Source organism: Chitinophaga chungangae, assembly GCF_017742215.1.
GTDB classification, from domain to species: Bacteria; Bacteroidota; Bacteroidia; order Chitinophagales; family Chitinophagaceae; genus Chitinophaga; species Chitinophaga chungangae.
On sequence record NZ_JAGHKP010000001.1, the window covers coordinates 1,074,933 to 1,100,202 of the forward strand.

General features: G+C 54.1%; 20 protein-coding genes. 2 read left to right on the forward strand and 18 right to left on the reverse strand.

Features of this window, described 5'->3' with window-relative positions; translation table 11 throughout:
* Positions 1–19 precede the first annotated feature (19 nt).
* The 10 genes from J7I43_RS04580 to J7I43_RS04625 all read right to left on the reverse strand — a co-directional run bounded on the left by J7I43_RS04580 (position 20) and on the right by J7I43_RS04625 (position 10,587).
* Positions 20–1,183 carry a putative sugar nucleotidyl transferase gene (locus J7I43_RS04580; RefSeq protein WP_209143707.1) on the reverse strand — a complete coding sequence of 388 codons (1,164 nt, stop codon included), beginning with the start codon at positions 1,181–1,183 and terminating at the stop codon, positions 20–22.
* A gap of 68 nt (positions 1,184–1,251) precedes the next feature.
* Positions 1,252–1,506, reverse strand: coding sequence for a type B 50S ribosomal protein L31 (locus J7I43_RS04585; protein WP_209143709.1), 255 nt, complete (start codon positions 1,504–1,506; stop codon positions 1,252–1,254).
* A gap of 61 nt (positions 1,507–1,567) precedes the next feature.
* Positions 1,568–2,059 carry a YajQ family cyclic di-GMP-binding protein gene (locus J7I43_RS04590; protein ID WP_209143711.1) on the reverse strand — a complete coding sequence of 164 codons (492 nt, stop codon included), beginning with the start codon at positions 2,057–2,059 and terminating at the stop codon, positions 1,568–1,570.
* Positions 2,060–2,186: 127 nt separating this feature from the next.
* On the reverse strand, positions 2,187–4,712 hold the full coding sequence (locus J7I43_RS04595) for a M56 family metallopeptidase (protein ID WP_209143713.1): 2,526 nt from the start codon (positions 4,710–4,712) through the stop codon (positions 2,187–2,189).
* 10 nt (positions 4,713–4,722) lie between these two features.
* On the reverse strand, positions 4,723–5,106 hold the full coding sequence (locus J7I43_RS04600; RefSeq protein WP_209143715.1) for a BlaI/MecI/CopY family transcriptional regulator: 384 nt from the start codon (positions 5,104–5,106) through the stop codon (positions 4,723–4,725).
* An 87-nt stretch (positions 5,107–5,193) separates the two neighbouring features.
* Complete coding sequence (locus tag J7I43_RS04605) at positions 5,194–6,096, reverse strand: sterol desaturase family protein (RefSeq protein WP_209143717.1); 903 nt, start codon at positions 6,094–6,096, stop codon at positions 5,194–5,196.
* 186 nt (positions 6,097–6,282) lie between these two features.
* Positions 6,283–6,897 (reverse strand): hypothetical protein, encoded by a 615-nt coding sequence (locus J7I43_RS04610; protein WP_209143719.1) that lies wholly within the window; start codon positions 6,895–6,897, stop codon positions 6,283–6,285.
* 24 nt (positions 6,898–6,921) lie between these two features.
* Positions 6,922–7,803 (reverse strand): DUF4249 domain-containing protein, encoded by an 882-nt coding sequence (locus J7I43_RS04615; protein ID WP_209143721.1) that lies wholly within the window; start codon positions 7,801–7,803, stop codon positions 6,922–6,924.
* A 20-nt stretch (positions 7,804–7,823) separates the two neighbouring features.
* A complete protein-coding gene (locus J7I43_RS04620) occupies positions 7,824–10,154 on the reverse strand; it encodes a TonB-dependent receptor (protein WP_209143723.1) in 2,331 nt (776 codons plus the stop codon).
* A 223-nt stretch (positions 10,155–10,377) separates the two neighbouring features.
* Positions 10,378–10,587, reverse strand: coding sequence for a hypothetical protein (locus J7I43_RS04625; protein ID WP_209143725.1), 210 nt, complete (start codon positions 10,585–10,587; stop codon positions 10,378–10,380).
* Positions 10,588–10,680: 93 nt separating this feature from the next.
* On the opposite strand from J7I43_RS04625, the gene J7I43_RS04630 reads away from it, so the two are divergent.
* Positions 10,681–11,676 (forward strand): helix-turn-helix transcriptional regulator, encoded by a 996-nt coding sequence (locus J7I43_RS04630; RefSeq protein ID WP_209143727.1) that lies wholly within the window; start codon positions 10,681–10,683, stop codon positions 11,674–11,676.
* A gap of 231 nt (positions 11,677–11,907) precedes the next feature.
* On the opposite strand, the gene J7I43_RS04635 is transcribed toward J7I43_RS04630, so the two are convergent.
* From J7I43_RS04635 to J7I43_RS04670, 8 genes are all read right to left on the reverse strand, one after another.
* The gene (locus J7I43_RS04635; RefSeq protein WP_209143728.1) at positions 11,908–14,103 is read right to left on the reverse strand and encodes a sodium-translocating pyrophosphatase; all 2,196 of its coding nucleotides are present in this window, start codon (positions 14,101–14,103) and stop codon (positions 11,908–11,910) included.
* Positions 14,104–14,210: 107 nt separating this feature from the next.
* Positions 14,211–15,728 (reverse strand): NAD(P)H-hydrate dehydratase, encoded by a 1,518-nt coding sequence (locus J7I43_RS04640; RefSeq protein ID WP_209143729.1) that lies wholly within the window; start codon positions 15,726–15,728, stop codon positions 14,211–14,213.
* A 74-nt stretch (positions 15,729–15,802) separates the two neighbouring features.
* Positions 15,803–16,336, reverse strand: a complete 534-nt coding sequence (locus J7I43_RS04645; RefSeq protein WP_209143730.1) for a hypothetical protein — start codon at positions 16,334–16,336, stop codon at positions 15,803–15,805.
* Between the two features lie 27 nt (positions 16,337–16,363).
* A complete protein-coding gene (locus J7I43_RS04650; RefSeq protein WP_209143732.1) occupies positions 16,364–16,840 on the reverse strand; it encodes a hypothetical protein in 477 nt (158 codons plus the stop codon).
* Between the two features lie 80 nt (positions 16,841–16,920).
* Positions 16,921–18,147 carry a Na+/H+ antiporter NhaA gene (gene nhaA, locus J7I43_RS04655; RefSeq protein ID WP_209143734.1) on the reverse strand — a complete coding sequence of 409 codons (1,227 nt, stop codon included), beginning with the start codon at positions 18,145–18,147 and terminating at the stop codon, positions 16,921–16,923.
* 21 nt (positions 18,148–18,168) lie between these two features.
* On the reverse strand, positions 18,169–19,821 hold the full coding sequence (locus tag J7I43_RS04660) for an OstA-like protein (protein ID WP_209143736.1): 1,653 nt from the start codon (positions 19,819–19,821) through the stop codon (positions 18,169–18,171).
* A 5-nt stretch (positions 19,822–19,826) separates the two neighbouring features.
* Entirely contained in the window at positions 19,827–20,822 is a 996-nt protein-coding gene (locus J7I43_RS04665; RefSeq protein ID WP_209143738.1) for an MlaD family protein, read from the reverse strand.
* A 96-nt stretch (positions 20,823–20,918) separates the two neighbouring features.
* Entirely contained in the window at positions 20,919–22,226 is a 1,308-nt protein-coding gene (locus J7I43_RS04670) for an N-acetylmuramoyl-L-alanine amidase family protein (RefSeq protein WP_209143740.1), read from the reverse strand.
* A gap of 260 nt (positions 22,227–22,486) precedes the next feature.
* On the opposite strand from J7I43_RS04670, the gene J7I43_RS04675 reads away from it, so the two are divergent.
* Positions 22,487–25,213 carry a putative LPS assembly protein LptD gene (locus J7I43_RS04675; protein WP_209143742.1) on the forward strand — a complete coding sequence of 909 codons (2,727 nt, stop codon included), beginning with the start codon at positions 22,487–22,489 and terminating at the stop codon, positions 25,211–25,213.
* The last annotated feature ends 57 nt before the right edge of the window (positions 25,214–25,270 follow it).

The following is a 25,270-nucleotide window of genomic DNA, read 5'->3' on the forward strand; positions in this document are numbered from 1 at the left end:
AGGCGCGAAAAATACGCATTTATCCCTTAAATATTTTCTCAAGTATTTGCCGGTCCTGCTCACTTAGCGACGCGCCTTTCAGCCGCATCCACGAATCCGCGTCGCGCAGGGCTTCCGCCAGCCTGTACCGGTCGGTGATGCCGGCCCCGCCCCAACTGAAGGAGGGCAGGAATTTGGGCGGAAAATTGCCGCCGAAGATGTTGCAGCTCACGCCCACCACGGTGCCGGTGTTGAACATCGTGTTGATGCCGCTGCGGCTGAAATCGCCCATCATCACCCCGCATTTGTTGCCCGCCGGCCAGCTTTCCTGTTTCGCTTCCATCCATACGCGCACTTCGCCGGCATTGTTCTTCATATTGGAACAACTGGTGTTGGCGCCCAGGTTGCACCATTCGCCGATCACCGCATCGCCGAGGTAACCGTCGTGCCCCTTGTTGGAATGGTCGAAAAATACGCTGTTCTTGATCTCGCCGCCCGCCACGCAGCGCGCCCCGAGCGAGGTGGCGCCGTATATGCGGGCGCCCATTTTTACGACGGACTGTTCGCCCATGCCAAACGGCCCGCGGATAAGACTGCCTTCCATTACAAGGGAGTTTTTACCGATGTAGACCGGCCCGGTGGAAGCGTTGAGCACGCTGTGCTCCACTTTCGCGCCCGGCTCCAGGAATACCTGTTTGGGGTTTTCCACGCGGTTGGTATTGCTGATGGGCGCGCTTTTGCGGCCGCGGGTCAGCAGCTCGAAATCCGCCCGCAGCGCGGCGTCGTTGTATTGCGCGATATGCCACGGCTGGTCGATGCGGATGATGTCTTCCTCAAAATCGGTCCTGCTGGCGGTGGGCACGAAAAAATCGTCGCCGCTTACGGCTTTTACGAGCAGCCGGCCGTTTTTATAGATCTCCTGCCCGGGCTGCAGTTTGCCGATCTCTTCCACGAGCGGGGCGGAGGGAAGGAGGTGACCGTTGATCAGCACGGTAACGGCGTTTTTAGGCGCTTTAACGAGCGGGTATTTATCCTGGAGGTAATCCATCGTGAAATAGCTGATCGGGCTTACGTTCAGCCATTTTTCCCATTTTTCACGGATCGTGAGCAGCCCGATGCGGCAGGCCGCAACCGGCCGGGTGTGGGTAAAGGGGTAGAGCTGGTCGCGTTCAGGCGTGTCAAACAGGATGTAGTGCGGGTTCATTTGGGCAAAATAAAAAAATCCCGCCGATATTGACCGGCAGGATTTGTTAAAAAAATATCGCGGTACGCTTATTTAGCGTCTTTCTTGTAACGTTTGTTGAATTTGTCGATACGGCCCGCGGTATCAACCAGTACGTTCTTACCAGTGTAGAAGGGGTGAGAAGTATTGGAGATCTCAAGCTTGATCAACGGATACTCGTTACCATCTTCCCATTTCACGGTCTCGCGAGAAGGGGTGGTAGAACGGCTCAGAAAGCTATGCCCGTTGGACATATCTTTAAACACTACGAATCTATAATTTTCCGGATGGATTCCCTGTTTCATATCAAAAAGTTAAATACAGAGCGCAAAGGTAACAGATTATTTTAAATAAGCCAAGAATTTTTTAGCTTTTCATATTCACGTACTGCAGCGGAATGCCCAGGTTGCCGCCCCGGCACAGCTGTATAACGTCTTGTAAATCATCGATTTTTTTGCCGGTAACCCGTACAATGTCGTCCATGATCGCGGCCTGTACCTTTAAACCCGAATCTTTGATCATCTTAACGATCTTTTTGGCGTCTTCCTGTTTGATGCCGTTGCGCACGGGTATTTCCTTTTTCACCACTTTGCCGCTCTGGAAATGTTCCTTACCCTGGTCGAAGATCGTCGCATCCAGCCCCTGGCGCATGCTGCGGCTGATCAGCACTTCTATCACCTGGTCCAGCTTCATTTCCGATTCCACTTCCAGCTTTACCACCAGCTCCTTTTTATCCAGTTCAATGCTCACATGCGAGCCTTTGAAGTCGTACCGGGTGGTGATCTCTTTTTTTACGGTATTGATGGCGTTGTCCAGGGTTTGCAGGTCTACTTTGCTCACGATGTCGAAAGACGGCATAATTGGGCTTTTAAAGGGTGAATAAACGAACGGCAAATATAATAAAAAACCGCTACCAGACGGGCAGCGGCTTTTAAATAGAATGGCGGAGTAAATGGTTCACATGGACGGAAAAGAGCACTGACAGTTACTGATTGTCGTTCGACTGGATATTCAGGCTGTTTTTGCTTCCACGTATAGTAACGTTATCGTTCTTGAGATATTGTTCATATTTCTTTAATACGTCGGGGGATTGTTTTTTTCCGTTGATAAAAAGGTCGCCGCCTTTCTTTTCAACCTGGTATTCGGCATTGCGGTCGATTAGTTTGTCCGCCTCCATGCCGTCCAGCAACTGGCGGTACGATTTGCTCACCGCTTCGGCCTTTGCGCGGTTCTCTTCGGCTTTTTTCATGGATTCTTCGCGGAGCGCTTTCATTTTTTCCATGTTCTCTTCCCGCATTTTCAGCGAACGTTCCCTGGTTTCCTGCTGCCGCGCCCGTGCGATGGCTACCTGTTCCTCCCGCTGCGCTTTTATTTTTTCCTTGGTTTCCTGCTGCCTGGCGCGGGCCATGGCCACGTGCTCTTCCTGTATTTTCCTGTTGCGCTCCCTTGCTTCGTCGAACGCGGCGCGGTTGCGGGCCAGGTTCCTCTCATGCTGGGCACGGGCGCGCGCCCTGCTGCGGTCTATGCTCGTGTCGCCGCTGCCGTCGATGTCGAGGTCGAAGTCGAAATCATGATCGTAGTCGAAGTTGTAATGAAAGCTGCTGTCGAATTTTACGTTTTCCATCGCTTTCTTCACGTCGTTCTCGATCTTTTTCCAGTCTATCTTCTCAAGGGATTCCCGGATGTCTTTGTTCATTTTGTCCCAGTCCTGGTTTTTCAGCTGGTTTTTCATCTGGTCGCTGATCTTGTCCCACTGGATCTCTTTCATCTGTTTGGCAAGGTCTGTTTGCATCTTTTGCCAGTCGATGTTTTTCATGCTTTCGGAAACCTGTTTGTTGATCTTCTCCCAATCCACATTTTTCATGCTTTCGGAGATCTGCGCGTTCATTTTGGTCCAATCGATGTTATCGATGGCGGCCCGCGCGTTTTTCATGGCCTGTTTGATCTCGTCCTGGTTAGGTTTATACTGGAAGCTGGCCTTTGCCTGCTGCATTTTGTAAAAACTTTCCTCCATGCGTTTGCGGTCTGCCGCGGGCATTTCGTCGATGCTGCGGTATTCCTTTTTGTTCCCCTTGTCGTCTACGATCACGATCTTTTGGCCGGGGGCGAGCGTGTCCTGGAAATAGAAATTACCGTTATAGTGGCCGTTGTAATTGTTATTGTAGCTCACCCAGTTCGGAGGGCCGGGAGGAGTGGGCGGAAGGGGAGTTGCGGCGGGCCAGGATGCGGGCGCCATCGGCGGCATAGGCGCCAGCGGGGCCAGTGGCGCTTCGGGCGCGGCTGCCGGGAAAGGGGTCGGGCTTGCAAAAGCTACAGGCGCTGGCGGAGCGGGCGGCGCTGATACATCCGCGGTGGGCGCTGGCGTCGGCGGCGCCGGCGGCGCGGGCGTTATGCCGGGCGCTATGGGCGCAACGGGCGGTTTGGGCAGAATGGTGTCTTGCAGAACGGATGACTGTTTTTCCTTTTTCCCGTTTTTCCTGTCGGGGCTCAGCCATGCGATAGACACAAGGCCGGTCACGATGATGAGCAATGCAAGGAACCGCTGGCTATAATTGAGATTTTTCGTTTTCATTTCCATGATGCGTTTAATGCGATGAAGTAAGAAGTGTTTATCATGCGCAGCCGCCATGGCCATCGGGTTAGCGGTGATCCGGTACTCCTCGAGCGCCACAAGGGCTTTGGCATAATGCATGGGCTGAACGGTGCCTGCGATCACCAGGTCGTCACAGCAATGTTCCCTCTCCTGGCGGATGTTCCGGGATATCCACCATACGAACGGGTTAAAGAACAAAATGGTTTCAACAATGGACTGGAAGATATTCAACAGATAATCATTACGCTTGATATGCGCCAGCTCGTGCAGCAGGATGGCTTCCAGCTGTTCCGGGCTCAGGTTGCTCACCATGGCGGCGGGCAGCAGTATCACTGGTTTCAGGAAACCGATCATCACCGGTACCTGCAGGTGCTCGGAAATAAACAGCTGCACTTTTTTAGATATGCCCAGGCGTTTGCCCAGTTCCCTGAGATGCTGTTCCCACACGGGCCCCATGGGCGTTACGCCCAGCCTGCGCACATGGCGCAGCTGCGAAAGGTCTACGCAAAGTTTGATGGTCATTACCGTTACTCCTACCACGTAAATGCCTACCAGCAAGGGAAAGTAGCTTTCCATGCCGGGAAACAGCACCTGCAGCCCGTCTGCCTGCGGCGGCGGCGTATGCTGCGCGGCTTTCGCCAGCACATCGGGGCGTAGCTGCAACGCCACCATCTGCCGGATCTCCTGTGCTTCCCGCAGGATGGTCAACTGGCGGTACAACGTTGCCACGAACCAGCCAAAAATGCCGGCCAGGCTCAGGTACGACAGGTGGTACTTAATGGATGCGCTTGCCTGCGGCCATAGCCGCAATACGATGCGAAGGCACGCGAATACAAAAAAGGCCTGCCAGAAAGAGTGCAGCAGCGTCCAGCCGAACGCCCGGATCAGATCTTGGGTAAAAGGAAGCAACGAAGTCATGGCAAAATGTTTATTTCTGCTTTTTTTCCATCTCGTTCAGGTATTGGCGGATCATGTCCAGCTCTTCGGGGGAAGACCGGTGATGCCCCAAAGCCTGCATCACCAGTTGTGAAGCGGACCCTTTAAAAACGGTGTCGATCATTTTGTTGAGCAATTGCCGCTGCGTCAGTTCACGGTCCACGGCCGCTTCGTAAATATGCGTTTTGGCGCTGGCGTCGCGCGTCACCAATCCTTTTTCATGCATGATCTGCATCAGCTTCAGGGTAGTGGTGTAACCCGCTTCCTTCTGCCGTTCCAGGATCTCATGTATTTCCCTTACCGTACTGGGCCCTCTTTCCCAGAGGATGGCCAGTATTTCCAGTTCACTTTCCGTCGGCTTGATGGGCTTGTTCATGTTATTGTCGTATTGTAATGATCTGTTTGTACGAATATCTTCGTAAACGAATGTACGACACTTTTCGTAATAACAAAACTCCGGGCTTTATTTTTGGATAAATGGCGATCCGGGAGGAGGAGCGGAGGCATTGCGCGCCGCTTCCCTCAGTTGCCGGGTGGTTTGCCTGCTGCCATCCGGGCTCCAGCCGGGGGCGCCAAATAAATAATACCATACGTCGCGCCAGGAGCGGGCCTTACGGAGGTCTTTCCCGATCGCTGCCCATTCGTGCGTGGCTATTTTAAGGGGATTGTAAGTTTGGATATTGGTGGTGAGCCCGTACACGGGTTTTTCCTCTTCCGGCTGAAAGGTGCCAAACAGCCGGTCCCATACGATCAGCACGCCCGCATGGTTCTTATCCAGGTATTTCAGGTCGGAGGAATGATGCACGCGGTGATGCGAAGGCGTATTGAGCACAAATTCCAGCGGCCGCGGCAGCCTGCGGATGGCCTCGGTATGGATCCAGAACTGGTAAATGAGGCTGATAGCCTGCATCGTCATCACCATCGCCGGGTGAAAACCGGCAAGCGGCATCCAGCACCAGAAGAGGAAAGTACCGGTGAGGTTGCCGGTCCAGGTCTGGCGCAGCGCGGTGGAAAGGTTGTAACGGCGGCTGGAATGGTGTATCACATGACTGGCCCAGTAAAACCGGATATTATGACTGAAGCGGTGAAACCAGTAATACGTGAAGTCGTCCGCAAAAAAACAGAGCGCCCATACCCACCAGAGGCCGGCGTCGAGGGTGAGGAATCGGAACTGGTAAACGAAGTCGTAAACGAGGTAAATAATGCCCTTGATGAAAAGCCCGATAAAAACGTTGCCGAGGCCCATGGCGATGCTGCTCACGGCGTCTTTGGTTTCGTAGAGATGGCGGTGTTCCCGGGCGGAGAAGATCACTTCCGCCAGCAGCAACAGCACAAAACCGGGTATAGCGAGATGTATCGGGTCCATGATTTGAACGGATTACGAATGGAGGCGATATTCCTTTTGCCAAAAGTTACTGAATATCTGCGGAACTCAGGCGACATTTCCCAAAAATCCGGCCCCGCACCCGTAACCCGTAAGGTCTTGAAAAAGCCTGCCCCGCGCGGCATTCCGGCGGGGCAGCACCTATGTATGGTTTCGTCAGTAATAATATTAAAAACGGCCCGCCTTGATCGTAAAGTGAGCCGCGGGGCCGCTCAGCTTTTCGTCAGTAATACCGGCGGTATTGGACCCGCTGACGAAGCGGTACGATCCGCCCACGGCCAGGCGCAGGTATGAGGTGATGTTCATTTCAAAGTTCACATGCGGCTCGCCTACAAAAAAGCCGCTGACATCGAAGTTTTCCGTTTCGTCGAGCCCTTTGTAACGTTCGTTCTTCATCACGCCGCCCCCGCCGATCAGCGCGCCTACCGCCATGTGGAACAGTTTGTTCGATTTGATGGTGTATTCCGGCACGAACCCGGTGTACCACATGTTCCAGTAAAGCGTCGGGTCGCTTACATCCGTGCGCGGCGCTTCGATGTTGTTCACCAGCGCGTATGCGCCGGCGCCCAGCATGATCCTGCTGTTCAGCATCACGCCGGCGTAACCGCCCAGCAGCACGCCCAATTGATCGTCGAACGTGGTGAACTTGATGGCGGGCGCGCCGAAACCGCCCACGCGGATCTTCGTTTTGCCTTTCCCGGCAAGGCTCTCTATTTGCCCGTCCTGCGCAAACCCCATGTGGGAAAGCAGCACGGCGGCGATCACAAAAAATAATTTTTTCATTTTCATAAGTTTCGTGTTTGGATTTTATTTCACCATCGTGCGTTCCTTGAACTGTACGGCGGATGTGCCGAACCAGCCCAGTATTTTCGCGTTGCTGGAAGTGTTTACGTTTTTAAGATTGCTCGGCACGTTCTCGAGGATCTTCGCGAACAGGCCGCCGGCGTTCAGCTGGCTTTGCACCATTTCGAGGAAGGCGTGGCTGCGCGAGGTAACGGAGGCGAGGCGAACGATCACTTTTTCATTTTCCAGGAAAGGTCTGTCGAAGCGGGTAATGGCTTCGCTGATCGGGTAAATGAAAGTCATGCCGTCGGCAATGTCTGCTTCATAAGAGCCGTCTATCGCGAATGCGTCTTCCACGCGGTTGTCCGTGCTGTTGAGGTAACTGCGTATCCAGTACCAGTCGGTAGCGCCCGCAAGGTCTTTGCCGTGCCAGCGCGCATAAAATCCTTCTTCTCCGCTGGCCGCTTCTTCTTTGGTCTTAAATTCATAGCTGATGGAATCGATCACGGGCACGCGTTTGAGCGTATCGGTGGCTTCAAAGGTGGATTCGCTCAGCTCCACGCGCAGTTTGTACACGTGGTTCACAATGCCGATGCTCACGCCCGCGCCGGGATCGTAGCTGTATTTGCCGTTCGAAAAAGTAAAAGGGTATACCTGTCCGCTGGTAACGTCGGTGAGCGTTACCACGGCGTTATTCACGATGGGAGCGGGGGCCTGGCTGGTGTAAGGCACGCTTTGGGTGATGCGCAGTTCCTGTTTGCCCGGCGCGTCGGTGATCCATGCGTCTACCACGGTGAAGGTTTTGCCTTCGGGCACTTCCACGTCTATCACGTCTTCGCAGGAAACAAACGCCGCGGCTGCAAAAAGAAGGGCGATGAATTTATATTGTATGATGTTCCGTTTCATATGATCGAATGCTTTGCTGGTTAGAATTTGAAGTTGTAAGTAATGCCGGGAATGATGGAACCGAGGATGGATAAACGAACGGCTTCCTTCTGGTCCGGGTTGTCCGGGTTCTGGCGGAAATACACGGTGTAGGCGTTCCTGCGGGCGTACACGTTGTACAGCGAGAATACCCATTCGCCTTTCCAGCGTTTCAGCTGTTTGCCTTTGTAGGTTACAGACAGATCGAGGCGGTGGAAGGGTTTCAGGCGGTAGTTATTTCTTTTTTCGGTGGTGTTGTAAGGAATGTCCCAGTCCTGGAACTCCAGGCGCGCGTCCGCAAAAGTAGCGGGCGTGCCGGATGCGAATACCCAGTTGCCGCTGAGGCTGAGGCGTTTGGTAAATTCATGGCTTACCACCACGTTTACGTTGTGCGTGCGGTCGTAACGGTTGATGAACCACTCGTTGAGGCTCAGCCCTGGCGTTTTTCGCTCGGAACGGCTGAGGGTGTAGCTTACCCAGCCTGTGGTGTTGCCGATATCTTTTTTCGCGTACAGTTCCAGGCCATATGCACGGCCTTTCGCGGAAAGCAGGTCGGCTTCGATGAACTGGTTCAGGTCAAGGTCCGCATCGTCGATGTAATCCAGCTGGTTCTGCATGCTTTTGTAGAATACTTCGGCGGATACTTCGAATTTATCGCCGGGCGCGCTGTAGAAATATCCCGCGGTTACCTGGTCGGTCACCTGCGGTTTTACGTTGTTGGAAACGGGCGTCCAGATATCAACGGGCGTGGGAGACGCGGTGTTGCTCAGCTGGTGCATGTATTGCGCGCTGCGGCTGTAGGCCACTTTTACGGCGGATGTGCTGTTGAGGGCGTAACGTGCGGAAAGGCGCGGCTCCAGGTTGTAATAGTCCGCGATGGTTTGCCCTGCATCGAAATCTTTCGTGCCGGTGAGGCGTTTGCGGATGCCGGGTACCGTGTCTGCATAATAATATGCGGTGCCTTTTCCGCGGAACTGGAAGCCGGAATAACGCACGCCGTATTGTATGCCGAACTTATCGCCGATCTTCAGCTCATGATCGAGATACAGCGCGGCTTCCACGGCGTTTTTATCTTTTACGGTGATGCGCGTTTCGTGCTCGTCCTCCCTCGAAGTGCCGGTGCCGGGCTTGAAGGTGTAATACGTGCCCTGTACGCCGAAATGCAGGGTGTTGCTGGCGTTGAGGTAATAGGTAAATGCCGGTTTCACGCCGTAGTTGATGATGTTGGAGGTCCATTTGAAAGCCTGTTTCACTGGTTCTTCCGGGTCGGTTTTGAACTCGAGGCTGTAGTCGTATTTCGTGTAATACGTGGTCAGGTTGAGGAACAGGCGGCTGTTGAAAATGTGGTTCCAGCGCACGGACACTGTGTTGTTGCCCCAGTTCATATTGGCTTCGTTGCCGAACCCGAACACGTCGCGGCCGAAATAGGTGCTTACGAACAGGTTGTTGTTTTTGTTGAGGTTGAAGTTCACTTTGGCGGTAAGGTCGTAGAAATACAGCTTGGTGTCTTTCATATCGCCTTTGAGGAACGGTTTCATGAGCACGTCCATATAAGAACGGCGCGCCGCCACGATGAAGGAGGATTTGTCTTTCTGCAGCGGGCCTTCCACGGCCAGGCGGCTGAAAATGTTGCCGATGCCGCCGGTAAGACCGAATTTCTGGTTGTTCCCGTCCTTCATCCTGATATCGAGCACGGAAGCCGTTCTGCCCCCGAACTCGGCGGGGAAGCCACCCTTGATAAGATTGATGTTTTTTACAGCGTCCGGGTTGAACACGGAGAAAAAGCCGAGCATGTGGGTGGAGTTGTATACGGGCGCTTCGTCGAGCAGGATGAGGTTTTCGTCCCCGTTACCGCCGCGCACGTTGAAGCTGGCCGCGCCTTCGCCCACGGTGTTCACCCCGGGCAGCGTCTGTATGGTGCGTATCACGTCCACCTCGCCCATAAGGGTAGGCAGTTTTTTGATCTCCGAAATGTCCAGCTTGTTGACGCTGGTGCTAAGCGTATTGATGTTTTTTTCCTGCTGCCTGCTGGTGATCACCACCTCGTTCAGCTGCCGGTCCGCCTGCGTGAGCTTCACGTCGTGCCGTTTGTTGGAGGTCAGGTCGATGGTGAATTTCTGGGCGGTGTAACCAATGTAGGAAAACTGGATGTCGTGCGTTCCGGCAGGCAATGTCAGCGAATAAAAGCCGTATTCGTTGGTAACCGTGCCTACTGTGGTGCCGGGCTTGCCGATCGAGATCCCGATGAGGGATTCGCCGGACTGGGCGTCCTTTACATACCCGCTGATGGTAAAACGTTGCTGTTGTGCCGATGAATTAAATGCTGTCAGCATGAACAAGCAAAAGGGCAAAAGCCAGTTTGCGATCCTTTTCATTTGGTTTTCAGGTTTTTATATGTTAAATGGTGAACGGATGGGATGGTTTCCGCCGTTTTCCGAAAGTATGACGTGCAAAATAAAGGATACCCCTACGGGAAATAAATAAATCACATAGACGTGGGGGAGGGGTTAACTGACGAACGTCATGTTTTTTCCGGGGATTTGGGTGCAATTTTAATCAGTCCAGTACCGAGCACTGGAAACCGAGGCTGCAAACGAAGGAGATCACGTGGTCTTCTTCCAGCTGCTGGCAAACTACGCGCAACACCTTGTCGCAGTCTTCAAGGTCCAGCGTGCAGGTGGTGGTGGCAAACCTGCCGGCCACTGCGTCTATCACCCTGTTTTTGTCCTGGAGCGTAACAATATTGGTTTTGAAGATGCCGATCATGTGCCTGAATTGAATAATTTCACACAAAATTCGCACCCGGCCGGCAAACGGGCTTATACCAGGCGGATTATTATTTATACTTAACGGATTTTTATGCCATTCACTATCACCGACGACGACCGTTCCGTTCTTTACCACGACGATACGGTATACCCCGCGGAAATGTTCCTGAAACCCGAGCTGGTGGAGCAACATCACCGCCTGGAATTCAGTTTCGGGAGAGCGGAAATGAAGGAATCGCATTTCGACGGGTTCATGATGGGCTTCGGCACCGCCGCCGTTCACCAGCGGCTTCACATCGAAAGCAGCGAAGAGCTGCAGCGCATCGGCATGCATTTTATGATCCGAGGCGAAGTAACCTCGCATATCCGCGGCGCCGTAAAAAAACTCGTCACTTCCAGCTACCAGCATACCATCGTGTACAGCCCGGAATCGAATGAGATCGTGCGGGTGGAGCGGCAGCCGGACATACAAATGTTCGGGCTGGGCTTCATCAAGGAAACGTTCGTGGCGCTGGCCGCCAACAACGGGCCTGTGCTGGACCGCTACGCGGAAAATGTGGCGAACAACCGGCCGGTGTACCTGCCGCGCTGTTACCACATCACGCCGCGCATGATGCAGGTGATCGAGGAAGTGCGGCATTGTCATTTTACAGGCGGGCTGAAAAAATTGTTCCTTCAGTCCAAAGCCATCGAGCTGCTGGCTTTGCAGTGCGAACAGATAGAAACGGAATCGAAGCGTACCCCGGAAACAGGAAAGGTGTCCCGCACGGATGAAGAAAAAATTTACCACGCCCGCGACCTGCTGCTGGCACATGCGCAGGACCCGCTTTCGCTGGCGGAGCTCGCGCGCAAAGCGGGACTGAACGAATTCAAGCTGAAGAACGGTTTCAGAAAAGTATTCGACAACACCGTGTTCGGCTACCTGAACGATCACCGGCTGGAACAAAGCCGCGAAATGATCCGGCAGGGCGATCTGTCGTTCACCGAAATCGCCGACACACTGGGATACTCATCCCTGCAGCATTTCAGCAATGCGTTCAGGAAAAAGTACGGCCTGAGCCCGCGGGAAGTGAAAAAATGGGCGTGATAACATTTAAAAAACGATACAAAAAAGCGGCTGCATTGTAAAGGTGCAGCCGCTTTTTTGTATGAAATAAACGCCGTTAGAATTTCGCGGCGTTCGCCTTTGCAAAATCTTCGAAAGAGGTAAGGGGAAGCACCATACCTGCCAAATAAATTCCGGTGAAAAGGGCAAAAAAAGAAAAACCGGCTGAGGGAATAATTTCGCAGCCGGTTTTTTATGATCAATTCGTTGTGATTAAAGTTTCACGGTTGTTTTTTCGGCGGTTTCAGCCTTTTTTACGACTTCCTGCACTTTTTCCGGCGCTGTCTTCGACGCCGTCGTTTCGTTGTGCAATTCCGCCAGTGTGGGGGCAATAACGAGGGATACGATAGACATCAGTTTGATGAGGATGTTCATAGACGGGCCGGAGGTGTCTTTGAACGGGTCGCCCACGGTATCGCCGGTTACGGACGCTTTATGCGGCTCGGACTTTTTGTAATAGATCTCGCCGTTGATCTCCACGCCTTTTTCGAAGGATTTTTTGGCATTGTCCCATGCGCCGCCGGCGTTGTTCTGGAACATGCCCATCAGCACGCCGCTTACGGTTGCGCCGGCGAGGAAACCGCCGAGCACTTCGGGGCCGAAAATGAAGCCCATCAGAATCGGGGAGAGCAGGGCGATAGCGCCGGGCACCATCATTTTTTTGATGGAAGCTTCGGTGGAAATTGCCACGCATTTGTCGTATTCCGGTTTGCCCGTGCCTTCCATAATGCCGGGGATGGTGCGGAACTGGCGGCGAACTTCCTCCACCATGCTCATGGCCGCTTCGCCTACGGCGCGGATGGCGAGGGAAGAGAAGATAAAGGGTATCATCGCGCCCACGAACAGGCCGGCGAGTACGTCCGCTTTATAAATATCGATGCCGGAAATGCCCGCCACGCCAACAAAAGCGGCGAAAAGCGCCAGTGCCGTAAGAGCGGCGGAAGCGATGGCGAAACCTTTACCGGTAGCGGCGGTGGTATTGCCTACCGCATCCAGGATGTCTGTTTTTTCACGCACGTCTTTCGGCAGCTCGCTCATTTCGGCGATACCGCCCGCATTATCTGCAATCGGGCCGAAAGCGTCGATAGCCAGCTGCATGGCAGTGGTGGCCATCATACCGGCCGCCGCGATCGCAACGCCGTAAAGGCCCGCGCAGGCGTGAGAGCCGTAGATGCCCGCTGCCAGCACGATGATGGGGAGCAGGGTAGATTCCATGCCCACGGCCAAACCGCCGATCACGTTGGTGGCGTGGCCGGTGGAAGACTGGCGGATGATGGATTTCACCGGGCGTTTGCCCATGGCCGTATAATATTCCGTGATGATGCTCATAAGGGTGCCTACCACCAGGCCCACGATAATGGCGCCGAACACGCCGTTGCGGGTGAAGTCGTGGCCGCGGAGGGTCATGCTTTCAGGCAGTATCCAGTTTACGGCGAAATAACAAACGATGGCCGTGAGCACAATGGAGCTCCAGTTGCCCAGGTTCAATGCGCGTTGTACGGCTGCGGTGCTCAAACCGGTGTTTTCGCCGATGCGCACGAAGAAGGTGCCGATGATGGAAAGGATGATACCGGTACCGGCAATGAACATCGGCAGCAGCACGGGGGCCAGGCCGCCGAAATTGTCGGTGGAAGTGGTTTCAACGCCCAGTACCATGGTGGCCAGCACGGTGGCTACGTAAGAGCCGAAAAGGTCCGCGCCCATCCCGGCTACGTCGCCTACGTTATCGCCTACGTTATCGGCAATGGTGGCGGGGTTGCGGGGATCGTCCTCGGGAATGCCCGCTTCCACTTTACCTACCAGGTCCGCGCCCACGTCGGCCGCTTTGGTATAAATGCCCCCGCCCACGCGTGCGAACAGCGCAATGCTTTCCGCCCCGAGGGAGAAGCCCGTCAGTACTTCGATGGTCTTGATCATCTCAGCCGTATTGGCTTCAGCGCCGAAATACGCTTTGAGGATGATAAAAAGGCTGCCCAGCCCGAGCACTGCAAGGCCCGCAACGCCCATGCCCATCACGGAGCCGCCGGTGAAAGAAACTTTCAGGGCTTTGGAAAGGCTGGTGCGCGCGGCGTGCGCCGTGCGTACGTTGGCTTTGGTAGCTATTTTCATGCCTATGAAACCGGCGCAGGCGGAAAATACCGCGCCAATCACAAAGGCCAGTGCGATCGTCCAGTCAGAGTTCTTATGGGAATAGCCCATATAGCCCAGCAACAGGGCCGCGATGATCACGAAATAGGTGAGGATCTTGTACTCAGCCTTCAGGAAGGCCATGGCGCCTTCAGCGATGTGTCTGGCAATGTCCTGCATTCTCTCATTGCCTGCGTCCTGGCGGGTAACCCAGGCGCTTTGGATAGCGGTGAATAACAGTGCAATCAGTCCGAACAGTGGAATAACGTAAACTATACTCATACTCATTTATAAGCCTTTTAAAATTTACAAGGTTGACGAAGATAATGTATTAGGATTTATTTTACTAGTGCTCGAAATTATTCAGTAGAAGTGTATTATGGACGCTTTTATTGCCGGGTCCTGAGGTATGCCTGCCCCAGGTAATGAACGATGTCTTCCGCAGTTAACGCCTCCTCGGAAAGATCGTCCGCCGCCAGGTCGCCCGCCAGCCCGTGCAGCCACGCGCCCAGCAGCAGCGCGGCTTTTGGTGTGTAACCCTGGCTCAGCAGGCCCGTCAGGATGCCGGTGAGCACGTCGCCTGCCCCGGCAGTGGCCATGCCGGGATTGCCGGTGGGATTAAAATACACGGCCCCGTCAGGACAGGCCATGGCGCTGTATTTCCCTTTCAGCAAAACATACAGTTTCAATTCCCGTGCCTTGCGGGTCAACAGTTCCAGCCGTTCGAAATGGTCGCCCGTTGCGCCAAAAAGCCGTTCGAACTCTTTGGGGTGTGGGGTCAGGATCGAATCTTCGGGGATTTCGGCCAGTAAAGCCGGGTATTTCCCCACAATGTTCAACGCGTCCGCATCCAGCACCATCGGCTTGCGGTAAGCCAGCAGCAGGCGTTCCAGCGCTTTGGCGGTCGCATTTTCGGTGCCAATGCCCGGCCCGATGCCGATCGCCGCGTAATCAGGCGCCTGGTGCAAGCGGAAAGGCTCGTCGAAATGGGAAGAATAATGCGCGGATTCTTCGGTATTACACATCGCTTCCGGCACGGCCGTTTGCAGGATCTCGTAACCGCAGCGGGGGATATGCGCCGTTACCAGCCCGGCGCCCGCTTTCAGGCAGGCCCGCGTTGCGAGCAAAGCCGCGCCCATTTTGCCGTAGCTTCCCGCGATCATCAGCGCGTGACCATAAGTGCCTTTATGCGAAAACGCGTTGCGCGGCCGGTAGATCGTGTGGATGACAGCCGGGTCGGTAAGATGGTATTCGGTTTGTACCTGCGCCGTAAACGCCGGGTGGATGCCGATCTTCAGCACCTCCACCTGCCCCGTGCGCTCACCGTTTTCCGGCAGCAGAAAAGCCAGTTTGTAAAATTCGAAAGTGAGTGTATAACGTGCATGCACACACGGAAATTGAACGGACGACGAATCCGCCATCATTCCCGAAGGCATGTCTACGGAGACGACGGTATGTTTGTGCCGCTGGTCGTTGATCTTGTGGATCACGCCGGCTGCCCATCCTTCCACCGGGCGGTTGAGGCCTGTGCCAAACAGCGCGTCCACGATAATGCCCGGCTCTTCCATCTCCGGGAATTCCGCCAGTTCATGGATATGCCGCAGCTCCGGGTAATACGGCTGATTGGCCGCATTGTCTGCAGACGCATTGCCGGAAGTATGCACCAGCCAGGCCTGCACCGCAAAACCCTGTTCCTGCAGCTTACGCGCGATCACCAGGCCGTCTCCGCCGTTGTTGCCCATTCCGCAGAAAATGTAATAGGGCGGGGGCGTTTCGCCGAAAGTATGCACCATCCATCCCGCGCATTCCGATGCGGCGCGTTCCATCAGCAGCACGCTGCTAACGGGCTCATGTTGTATCGTGTAGGCGTCTGCCTCGCGGACCTGCTGTGCGGAAAGTATCTTCATACCTTCCGAAGATAACAAAAAAAAGCGGCTGCCCCGTTACGAAGCAGCCGCCTGAAGTGTGTTATCCTTTTAACTTATTTGAACGTGTACCGTACGGAGAATCCGCCGATCTGCTCGCCGATGAAGTCGTTGTAACCATTGAAGTTCACATACGGCTTGAGGTCTGCGCTGAGGTTCAGGGGAATGTTCTTGAAGGTGTATTCCACCCCGAAGATACCGTCGAGGCCCACGGCAACGTCCGTGCCTTCGCCTCTGCGGCGCCCGTTGTCCCAATAATAATCCCTCCAGAACCCGAGATGCGCGCCGCCGCCGGCGTACATGTTCCATTCGGATTTGCCGAATACGTTCCAGTGGTATTCGTAAAGACCGGTAAACGTTACGTTGGAGGCATCGTCGCCGTTTTCGAAATAATGGTGCACAATGCCTTCAATTGCGTGCGGCCCTTTAATGAAGTGCTTTACGGTGAAACCCACGAGCCAGGGATTGACCCTTACGCCCAGCGCGGTATTGTAATCGGCCGGATCGCCTCCGCCGGATGTTCTGCGCTGTGCATTTGCCTGGAAGGCCATCAATGAAAGTACTCCGAAGAGCAACATGATCCTTTTCATATGTTCGTCTTTAATTAGTCCGTGTATTTATTTCTTCCAGCCGAAACGGTACCGCGCCGATACGGCGAAGTCTGCCAGGTTGGGAGAGTTGCCGAAATGAATGGCGGGTTTCCAGTCGAGGCTGAGGTTAAGCGGGATGGTCTGGAAGTTGTAATTGATGCCCGCAATGCCGTCTACCCCTGCCAGGAATTTCTGGCTGCCGTCTATTTCCCGCGTGCCCAGGTGTGCGCCCGCGCCCGCATACCAGCCAAAGCCGTTCACGGTGAGGGCAGACAGGTCCCAGTGGTACTGGTACAACCCGGTTATGGAAAATGTCTTGTTGTAAAGGGCCACAATTCCTTCCACGGCGGAGCGGTCTGTAAAAAAATACCTTCCTGTAATGCCCAGCGGCAGGCCAAGTCTTACGCCAGCCTCGATCTGCCCTTTTTCTCCGGCCGCCTGCTGCGCCCTTGCGTTAACGGCAAGGCCTAAAGCCAGCATAGCGGCAATGATGCGATATTTCATGCGATTAGATATTTGCAATAACAATGCCAAAGGGGCGACAGAAGGGAAATCCGGTTGACGACAGGTTGCTTCAAAAACGGCTATTCGGCGATTTTATTTTGTACGGCCCCGCCGCGTTTTGCGGAAGGTTCGCGGGTAAGCAGCCGCAGGAAAATAAAACCCGCCACCGACGCGATCGCGGACGCGGCGATAACAGACATAATGGATACGATTTGTATGTCCGCTGCGTCGAACGCGAGGCCGGCGATAAATATGCTCATGGTAAAACCGATGCCCGCGATCATGCCCACGCCCCAGAGCTGTTTCCAGTTTGTTTGCGCGGGAAGGCTGGCCAGCCGCAGTTTTACGGCTACAAAACAGAAAAGGAAAATGCCGAGCGGTTTGCCCAGCACCAGGCCGGTCATAATGCCAAAGCTGACCGCATGGCTGAATGCCTGCAAAATGTCTGCGGGAAAGGGGATCGCGGTATTGGCCAGCGCGAACACGGGCATGATCAGGAAGTTCACCGGGTCGTGCAGCGTATGTTCCAGGTTGTTTATTTTATCGAGCGGAATGGTGAACGCGAGCAGCACGCCCGCGATGGTAGCGTGAATGCCGGAATTAAAAAGACAGTACCAGAGCAGGATGCCGGGGATAAAATAAAATATCAGCCGTTTTACTTTACAATAATTCAGCAAAAGCAGCAGCGCGAAAATGCCTGCGCCGAAATACAGGTAAGTGGTATGCAGCTCGTCCGTATAAAACAGCGCGATAGTGAGGATGGCCCCGAGATCGTCGATAATGGCCAGCGCGGTGAGAAACACTTTGAGGCTTAAAGGCACTCTTTTCCCCAGTAGCGAAATGATGCCCAGCGAAAAAGCGATGTCCGTAGCCATAGGAATGCCCCAGCCCTGGTGATATTCCGTATTGTGGTTAAACAGCGCATATATCAGCGCGGGCGCCGCCATACCGCCTACCGCGGCCAGCGCGGGCAACAATGCTTTTTTGAAACTTGCCAGCTCGCCGGTGGTCAGTTCACGTTTGATCTCCATTCCCACCAGGAAAAAGAAAAAGGCCATGAACCCGTCGTTGATCCACAGCAACCAGGAATTGGGAAGATGAAGCCCGTGGAAATTCAAGTGGTGGCCACCTCCGGCGTCGAAGAGCCGGGTGAAGAAACCGATGTACGGTTCCCGCCATGCTGAGTTGGCAATGAGCATCGAAATGATGGTGCAAACGATCAGGATAATGCCGACAGCGCGACTGTCTTGTAAAAATTGAAAAATAGGGGAGATGACGCGTTGTTTGATCGTCTGCTGCAGTTTCATTTTGATCTTTTAGGTGAAAAATTACTGGCCGATCAGCTCGTATTTCGATTTGGGCTTGCGGTGGATCTCCCACTTGAAGCCCGGCAGTTTTTTCTGGTCTTCCGGCATCTGCGTAAACGGGTACATCGTGGCTTCGGGCTCTTTCACGAATACGATCCTTTCCAGCTCGCCGTTCTCGAAATACACGCGGGTATTGGCGGAAAGCAGGCGGTTAATGCTCACGAAGGCGCTGTCGTCGTCCTGCACGTAATAAATATTCTCCGCGTTCCCGTTCACATACATCGAATCGAGTTTTTCGTCGCCGAAATAACCGAGGATGGTGTTGCCTTTGATCTGGTTGTACATTTCCGGGCCCGGACTGTTCACGATCAGCGCGTTCTGGTCCAGCAGCAGTTTGTCTGCCTTCTGGTTTTTAGTGAACAGGAAGATGGTGTCTCCCGTGAGCTGGTTATTGTTGGCCCACAGCACGGGGTCGCGGTAAAGGCGGAAGATGGAATCCACGCCGGAATAATACACGCTGTCTGCCACGCCCTGCAGCGAATCGGAGAAGATCTTCACATGATGATAGGCGATGAGGAAACGTTTTTCCGCGGTGTCTGATTTGTTGATATTAGCGGTGTCTCCACGCGCAATGCGGGCGCTGTCTTCAGCCAGCGCGGCGGAATCTTTCAGGATGGGCACGATGCCGGAGAACAGCGTGTCTGCCGCTACGAACAGCGTATCGTCTTTCCCTTCCAGCAGCATCACGGGTTTCTGTGTGGCCAGCACGGTTTTGACGTTCTGGTTCACGATGCCGTAATTGGCCAGCACGGCTACTTTCTGCGCGGTATCGCGCCAGATCATGTTGCCCGTGGCGATGGAAATGCCGGTGGCTTTATCGGTCTGTATCTCGTTGGCGGTGAAGGTATTCGTGCTGTCTTCGATGGTGGGCCGTTGCGCGAAGTTGCCATAACCAAGTTCTGTATTGTAATACCCGGAAGTCACGTACATGGTCATCTTGCCATCGTTGATGGTAGTGGGCGCCATGATGGTGGCTATTTTGGTCACGGTGTTGTACATGAGCGTGTCTGTACCGAGCGTGAAACCGGGGTCTACCACCACTACATCCTTTTTAAAATACACGTCTTTCGGTTCCCCATAATAAATGCCTTCGCGGCTGGTAAGCACCGATTCGCCATTTACGAGTTTGCCGCCCTGGTCGTATGTGCCGATCTTGGTGTTCAGGTCGTAATTGAGGGTAGGGCTGGTAAGCACGATCTTGCTGTCCGTCAGTTTGGCGTTGCCCGTAAGCGTTGCCAGGCGCTGGTTGCCGCGGTAAAGTAATTGGTCGGAGTAGGTATGCACGCTGTCGTCCTGGTTGATATGTACATTTCCCCAGGCTTCGATAATGTTGGTATTGGCGTTGAAGGAGGCGCTATCGCAGGATAACAGGCTGGTGCCCTGTCTGAAGAGCACGTCGCCCACGAAGCGTCTTTCGCTGAGGGTGTCTGTCTGCAGGTTCACCACGCTTTTGGCCTTCAGGAGATAGATCTTTTTGGTAGTGTCTTGCTGCACGGGCACGGTTTCCGGCCTTTTCAGCGGCAGGCGCGCGGGGTCGCGGTATGCGGCTGTCAGCATCCCGGAAGCGCCTATTCCTCCTAAAAGTACCAGGCCGTATAATACGTTCTTAAGCATCGTCCTTATTGTAATTGAACCGTGTCTGACGGGATGGGCACTACTTTGTTTTTCCTGCCGAACACGCTCAGGTGCACGTATCTCCAGGGATTGTACCGCAGGTCTTCCAGCAGTTTGTTAAGGCTGCTGAGAGAATTTTGCAGGTTGTTGTAGGCTTTGCGGTCGTTTACCAGCATGCCGAGCGTGCCGTCGGTGCTGCTTACTTTGGCCACAACGCTGTTGAGCCTTTCCATGGTGAAGCGCAGCTGATTGATAGTGGTGTCCAGCTGGCCGTCGGCGAAGGAGCCGGACAGCTTGTCGAAATTATCGATGATGTGGGAGATCTTTTCGTTGTTGTTCTTCAGGTTTTCAGACACCGCCTGGAAGTTGTCGAACGTGCCGGAGATCTTTCCTTCGTCTGCCAGCATGCCGTTGATATTGCGGGTTGCCAGCGAAAGGTTCTGCATGGTGCCGTTGAGCCCTGCGATGGCTGTGCGGATGTTTTGTTTGGCGGTGGTGTCGAACACGGAGTTGACGGTAACGAGCAGCGTGTCTACGGAGCCGAGGGCCGTTTCCAGTTTTTTCACGAGCGGGCTGAGCTGTTCTTTCAGCGCGTCGGTGATGGAACCGTCTACCGCGGCATAAATGGTGTCTTTATTTTTTAGCGATTCGTTGGTATTGCCGAAATCGATCTCCACTTTGCGCGTGCCCAGCAGGTCGGAGCTGATGCGGGCGACGGAGTTTTTCGGGATCTCGATGTCTTTGTCGATCTGCAGGGTCACCAGGATGCGGCCGGCGCGTTTGTCCATCACTTCGAGATCGAGTACGCTGCCGATGGTGAGGCCGTTCACGGTCACCGCGTTGGACGGCTGGAGGCCGTTCACCTGCTGGTAAACCGCGTAGATCGTCTTTTTATTGGAAAACAGGCTCCGGCCTTTCAGGACATTAAAACCCAGGATCAGCAGCACAATGGCAACGGTGGTCAGAATACCTACTTTCGTTTCGTTATTGATTTTCAGCATCGTTTATACAAATGTTCGTAGCAAAAATAGTTAAAACAACGGTGCGGCAGTTGTAGGTAATCAGAATATCTGCAAAAGGCGGGCCAGGGCTTGGGGTCAGTCGATGCGCTCGCCGTCTTTGAACGTGAGCACAAAAGCGTCTGAAAAGCCCTGTTTACGGGCTTTGTATACGGCCGCCTGGGCTTCGGCTTCGGTGCGGAAGCTGCCCCAAACGTATTTGTTGATTTTTTTCTTTCCCTGTGAGGATTGTTCCCTTTCGATGGTGCCTTTCAGGTTTTTGAACAGGGGATTGGTGCGGGCGTACACTTTTTCGGTGGTCATCAGCTGCACTTTGTAGCTGAAGCTTTCTTCTTCTTCTTCCGCCGCAGGTGTTTCCACGGCGTTACTAACGGCCGCGGGTATATGGTTCACTACCTGGCGGGCGGGGGCGGGAGGCGTTACCGCGGGGGCGGCGGGCGCTTGCCCGGCCGGGTGCGGGTGCCTGGCGGCTTCGCCGTTTTTGTAGACCCTTTCCAGTTCCTCTTTATATTTTTTTACAGCCTGGTAGATGCAGCCGGCCAGTTCGTTCTGCCCGTCGGCGGAATTGAGGTATTTCTCTTCCTCGGGATTGCTGATGAAGCCGAGCTCTACCAGCACGCTGGGCATGGCGGTGGCATGCAGCACCAGGATGCCTTTTTCGTTGCGCTGGCGGGCACCGCGGTTGATGCGGCCCACGCGGGCGAATTCGTCCTGCACGAGCGTGGAAAGGCGTACGCTCTGGTCGAAATACACGTTGCGCAAAGTATTGAGCATGATGAGGGTCTCCGGGTCTTTATTATCCATGAGCGCCTGTACCTCTTCCGAATTGGCATCGAACACGACTACGGAGCTGTTGCGCAGCGATTCGGTTTTCGCCGCGTTCTTAGTAGGGGCCCATATGTACGTTTCCGTTCCCTGGGCGGGATTGGGCGAAGTTTTATAGATGGGCACCTTGCGGGTGCGTTTTCTTTTCTTTTTATCGCGGTAAGTAACTGTTTTGTGGCCCACGATCCTTTTTACGGCGGGGGCGGCGTTGCAGTGAATGGATATAAAAAGGTCGCCCTTGGCTTCGTTGGCGATGGCGGATTTGCGGTGCACGTCGTCGAAACGGTCGTTTTTGCGGGTATATACCACTTTCACATCGGGCATGGCCTCTTCGATGAGTTTGCCCAGCCTGAGCGCAACGTCAAGGGTTATATCTTTTTCATACGAAAAGCTGCCGCGGGCGCCCGCGTCGCTGCCGCCATGGCCCGCATCGATCACGATGGTGCGGATCGGCCTGTCCTGCACAGGTATCGGGAAATCCGGTGTAGTTTTTGCATGAATGAACAAGGTATAGATCAGTCCTATGCCTAAACCTGAAAATAATACTCTTTTCCAGCGCATGTCAACATTTTATTTTAATGGGTTGTATTCAATCGTGTCCAGGTCCTTCATTAATTGTTCACCTTAATTTTATACGTTTATGATGCACGTCCGCCCGACATTCCATACCTTTCCTCCCTCCAGGGGCATTGGCGAACTATGTAATAATTTGTATAAAATCATGTAGGTTTGTGCCCGCTTAACACATGGACCCTTTCTGCAAAAATAATTATAAAAACTTTCTAAGGCGGCTCTTCCTGCCTTTGATTCTTCTTTTGTTCATGGCCTGGTCCCTGTTAAAAGACGATTTCGCCCGTGCATCCGCGATCCCGGCGGGTTACTTTAACAAAACTTTCACAGACACCGTGCCATTGCCGCATCCCGTCACTTTCCCCGACCGCGATTCGCTGGCGAAAGATACGGCGCGCCGCCCGGTTATAAAACGCACGATCGATACAATTCCGTCTGTCATGCCCGATTCTCTTCACCTCACGGATACTTCGCGCATCAGCGCCGATTCGCTGAAGGCAGACACATCGGGCATCCGCATCTCGAAAGACAGTCTCAGCGCGCCTGTGTACTACAAAGCGCAGGATTCCATCGTAATGCTCGTGAAAAAGAAAGAATTCCGCCTTTATAATAAGGCAGACGTAAAATACGAACAGACGCAGCTTACCGGCAATACGATGGACTTCAACCAGGCTACGGGCATTCTCACCTCCAGGATGGGGATAGACACGGCCGGGAAACCCATAGACAAAGCCGTGCTCAACGACGGTTCCACCAGTTCAGACATGGATTCGGTGCAATACAACTTCAACAGCGGCAAGGCCATGATCTACCAAACCCGCGCCCAGTACGGCGAAGGTTTTGTGAGCAGCCAGAAGGTTAAAAAGCAGCCAGACAATACCGTGTTCGGTTTCAGGAACGGCTATACCACCTGTAACCTGGACACGCCGCACTTCGCGTTCCGCGCCAAAAAGATCAAAGTGATCCCTAACACTTTAATTGTATCAGGCCCGGCCAACCTGGAGATCGAAGGCATTCCCACACCCCTGTTCATCCCCTTCGCCATATTCCCCCTCAGCCAGGGCCAGCGTACGGGTCTGCTGCCGCCGCAGTACGTGGTAGACCAGCAAAGGGGTCTCGGCCTGCAAAACGGCGGTTATTATTTCGGGCTGGGAGAGTACCTGGACGTTACCGTTCGGGCAGACATCTACTCCTACGGCAGCTGGGGAACCACTTTCAGTCCCACTTACCGTAAACGGTATAAATATAACGGCGGCATGAACCTGTCTTACGCCCTCACCCGCATCGGCGACCCGGAGGTGAAGCAGGATTACACCCGCTCGCAGGACTACAAGATCTCCTGGAGCCACAGTATGGACGGGAAGGCCAGGCCCGGTACCAACTTCAGCGCCAGCGTGCTGTTCGGTACCTCCACCTTCAACCAGTACAACGTGCGCGATGCGGCCACCAGGCTCAATAATAACATGAGCTCGTCCATCACCTATTCCAAAAACTGGATCGGCAAACCGTACAACCTTTCCATCGCCGCGAACCATAACCAGAACACGCTGACCCGCCAGGTGACCATCAACTTCCCCGACGGTTCGTTCAACGTGAACACCATTTACCCTTTCCAGCGCGAAGAGATGGTGGGCACGCCCAAATGGTACGAGAAGATCGGCGCGAGTTACAACCTGCTGTTCAGGAACAATATGAACTTTGCGGATTCCAGCTTCGGCAAGCCCGCCATGTTCGACCGCCTGCAGGCCGGCATGCAGCATCAGATCCCGCTCACGCTGTCTATCCCGCTGTTCAGTAACCTTACGCTCTCGCCCAGCATCAACTATACTGAAAAATGGTACATCCGCCAGCAGGTGATGAGCTGGAACGAACAGCGCAGGAACTACGATACCACTTACAACAGCGGCTTCTACAGAAGCAGCGCCGTGTCTACCGGCGCCTCCCTGGCCACGGCGATTTACGGCATGTACGCTTTTAAGAACAAAAATTCGAAGGTGCAGGCCATCCGCCATGTTATGCGGCCCAATGTGGGCGTAAGTTATTCGCCGGACCTCGCCAGCAAGGATTATTACATGGTGCAGTCGGATACAACGGGCCGTATGAGCCGGTTTTCGTACTACGACGGCGCGCCTTTCGGGCCTTCGCCAGCGGAAACCTTCGCGGGGCTTAACTTTGGGATAGATAACAACCTTGAAATGAAGGTGAAGTCCGACAAAGACACTTCCGGTTTCAGGAAAATCAAGATACTCGACGGTTTCGGCGTGAACAGCAGTTACAACTTCGTGGCGGATTCGTTCAACCTCGCGCCGTTCTCGCTTAATGCGCGCACCAACCTGTTCGACAAGGTGAACATTTCCTTCAACGGCACCATTGACCCTTACCAGGTAGACAGCATGGGCTACCGCATAGACAAATACACCTGGAAAGGCGAAAAATTCAGCATCGGCCGCCTTACACAGGCAAACATCGCGATCAGTACCTCTTTCCAAAGCCAGGACGCCAAAAGCAAAGCCAAACAAAAACAGAAAGAGGAAATGGAAGAGCAGGAAGGCGTATTGCCGGAAGCCCAGCTGGAAGAACAGCGGCGGCAGATGGAAATGATGCGCAATAACCCGGGGGATTATGTGGATTTCGACATTCCCTGGCGCCTCGATCTCTCGTACAGCCTTAACTATACCCGCGGCCGTTCGGCAGACCGCCTGCGGGACACGACGATATTCACGCAGGGCCTGAACTTCAGCGGCGATTTCAGTCTTACGCCCAAATGGAAGATCATTATGAGCAGCGGTTTCGATTTCCGCCTCAAACAGGTATCCTACACCACGCTTACCGTATCTCGCGATATGCACTGCTGGCAGATGAGCATCAACCTGGTGCCTTTCGGCTCTTACAGGCAATTCAGCATCACGATCAACCCCAAGGCGGGCATCCTGCGCGACCTGAGAGTGAACCGAACGCGGCAGTTCTTCGACTTGTAGCGGGCCGGCTGCAACGCCCGGCCCTTGCGGACGAAAAGCAATTAAAAAGGGCGGTCT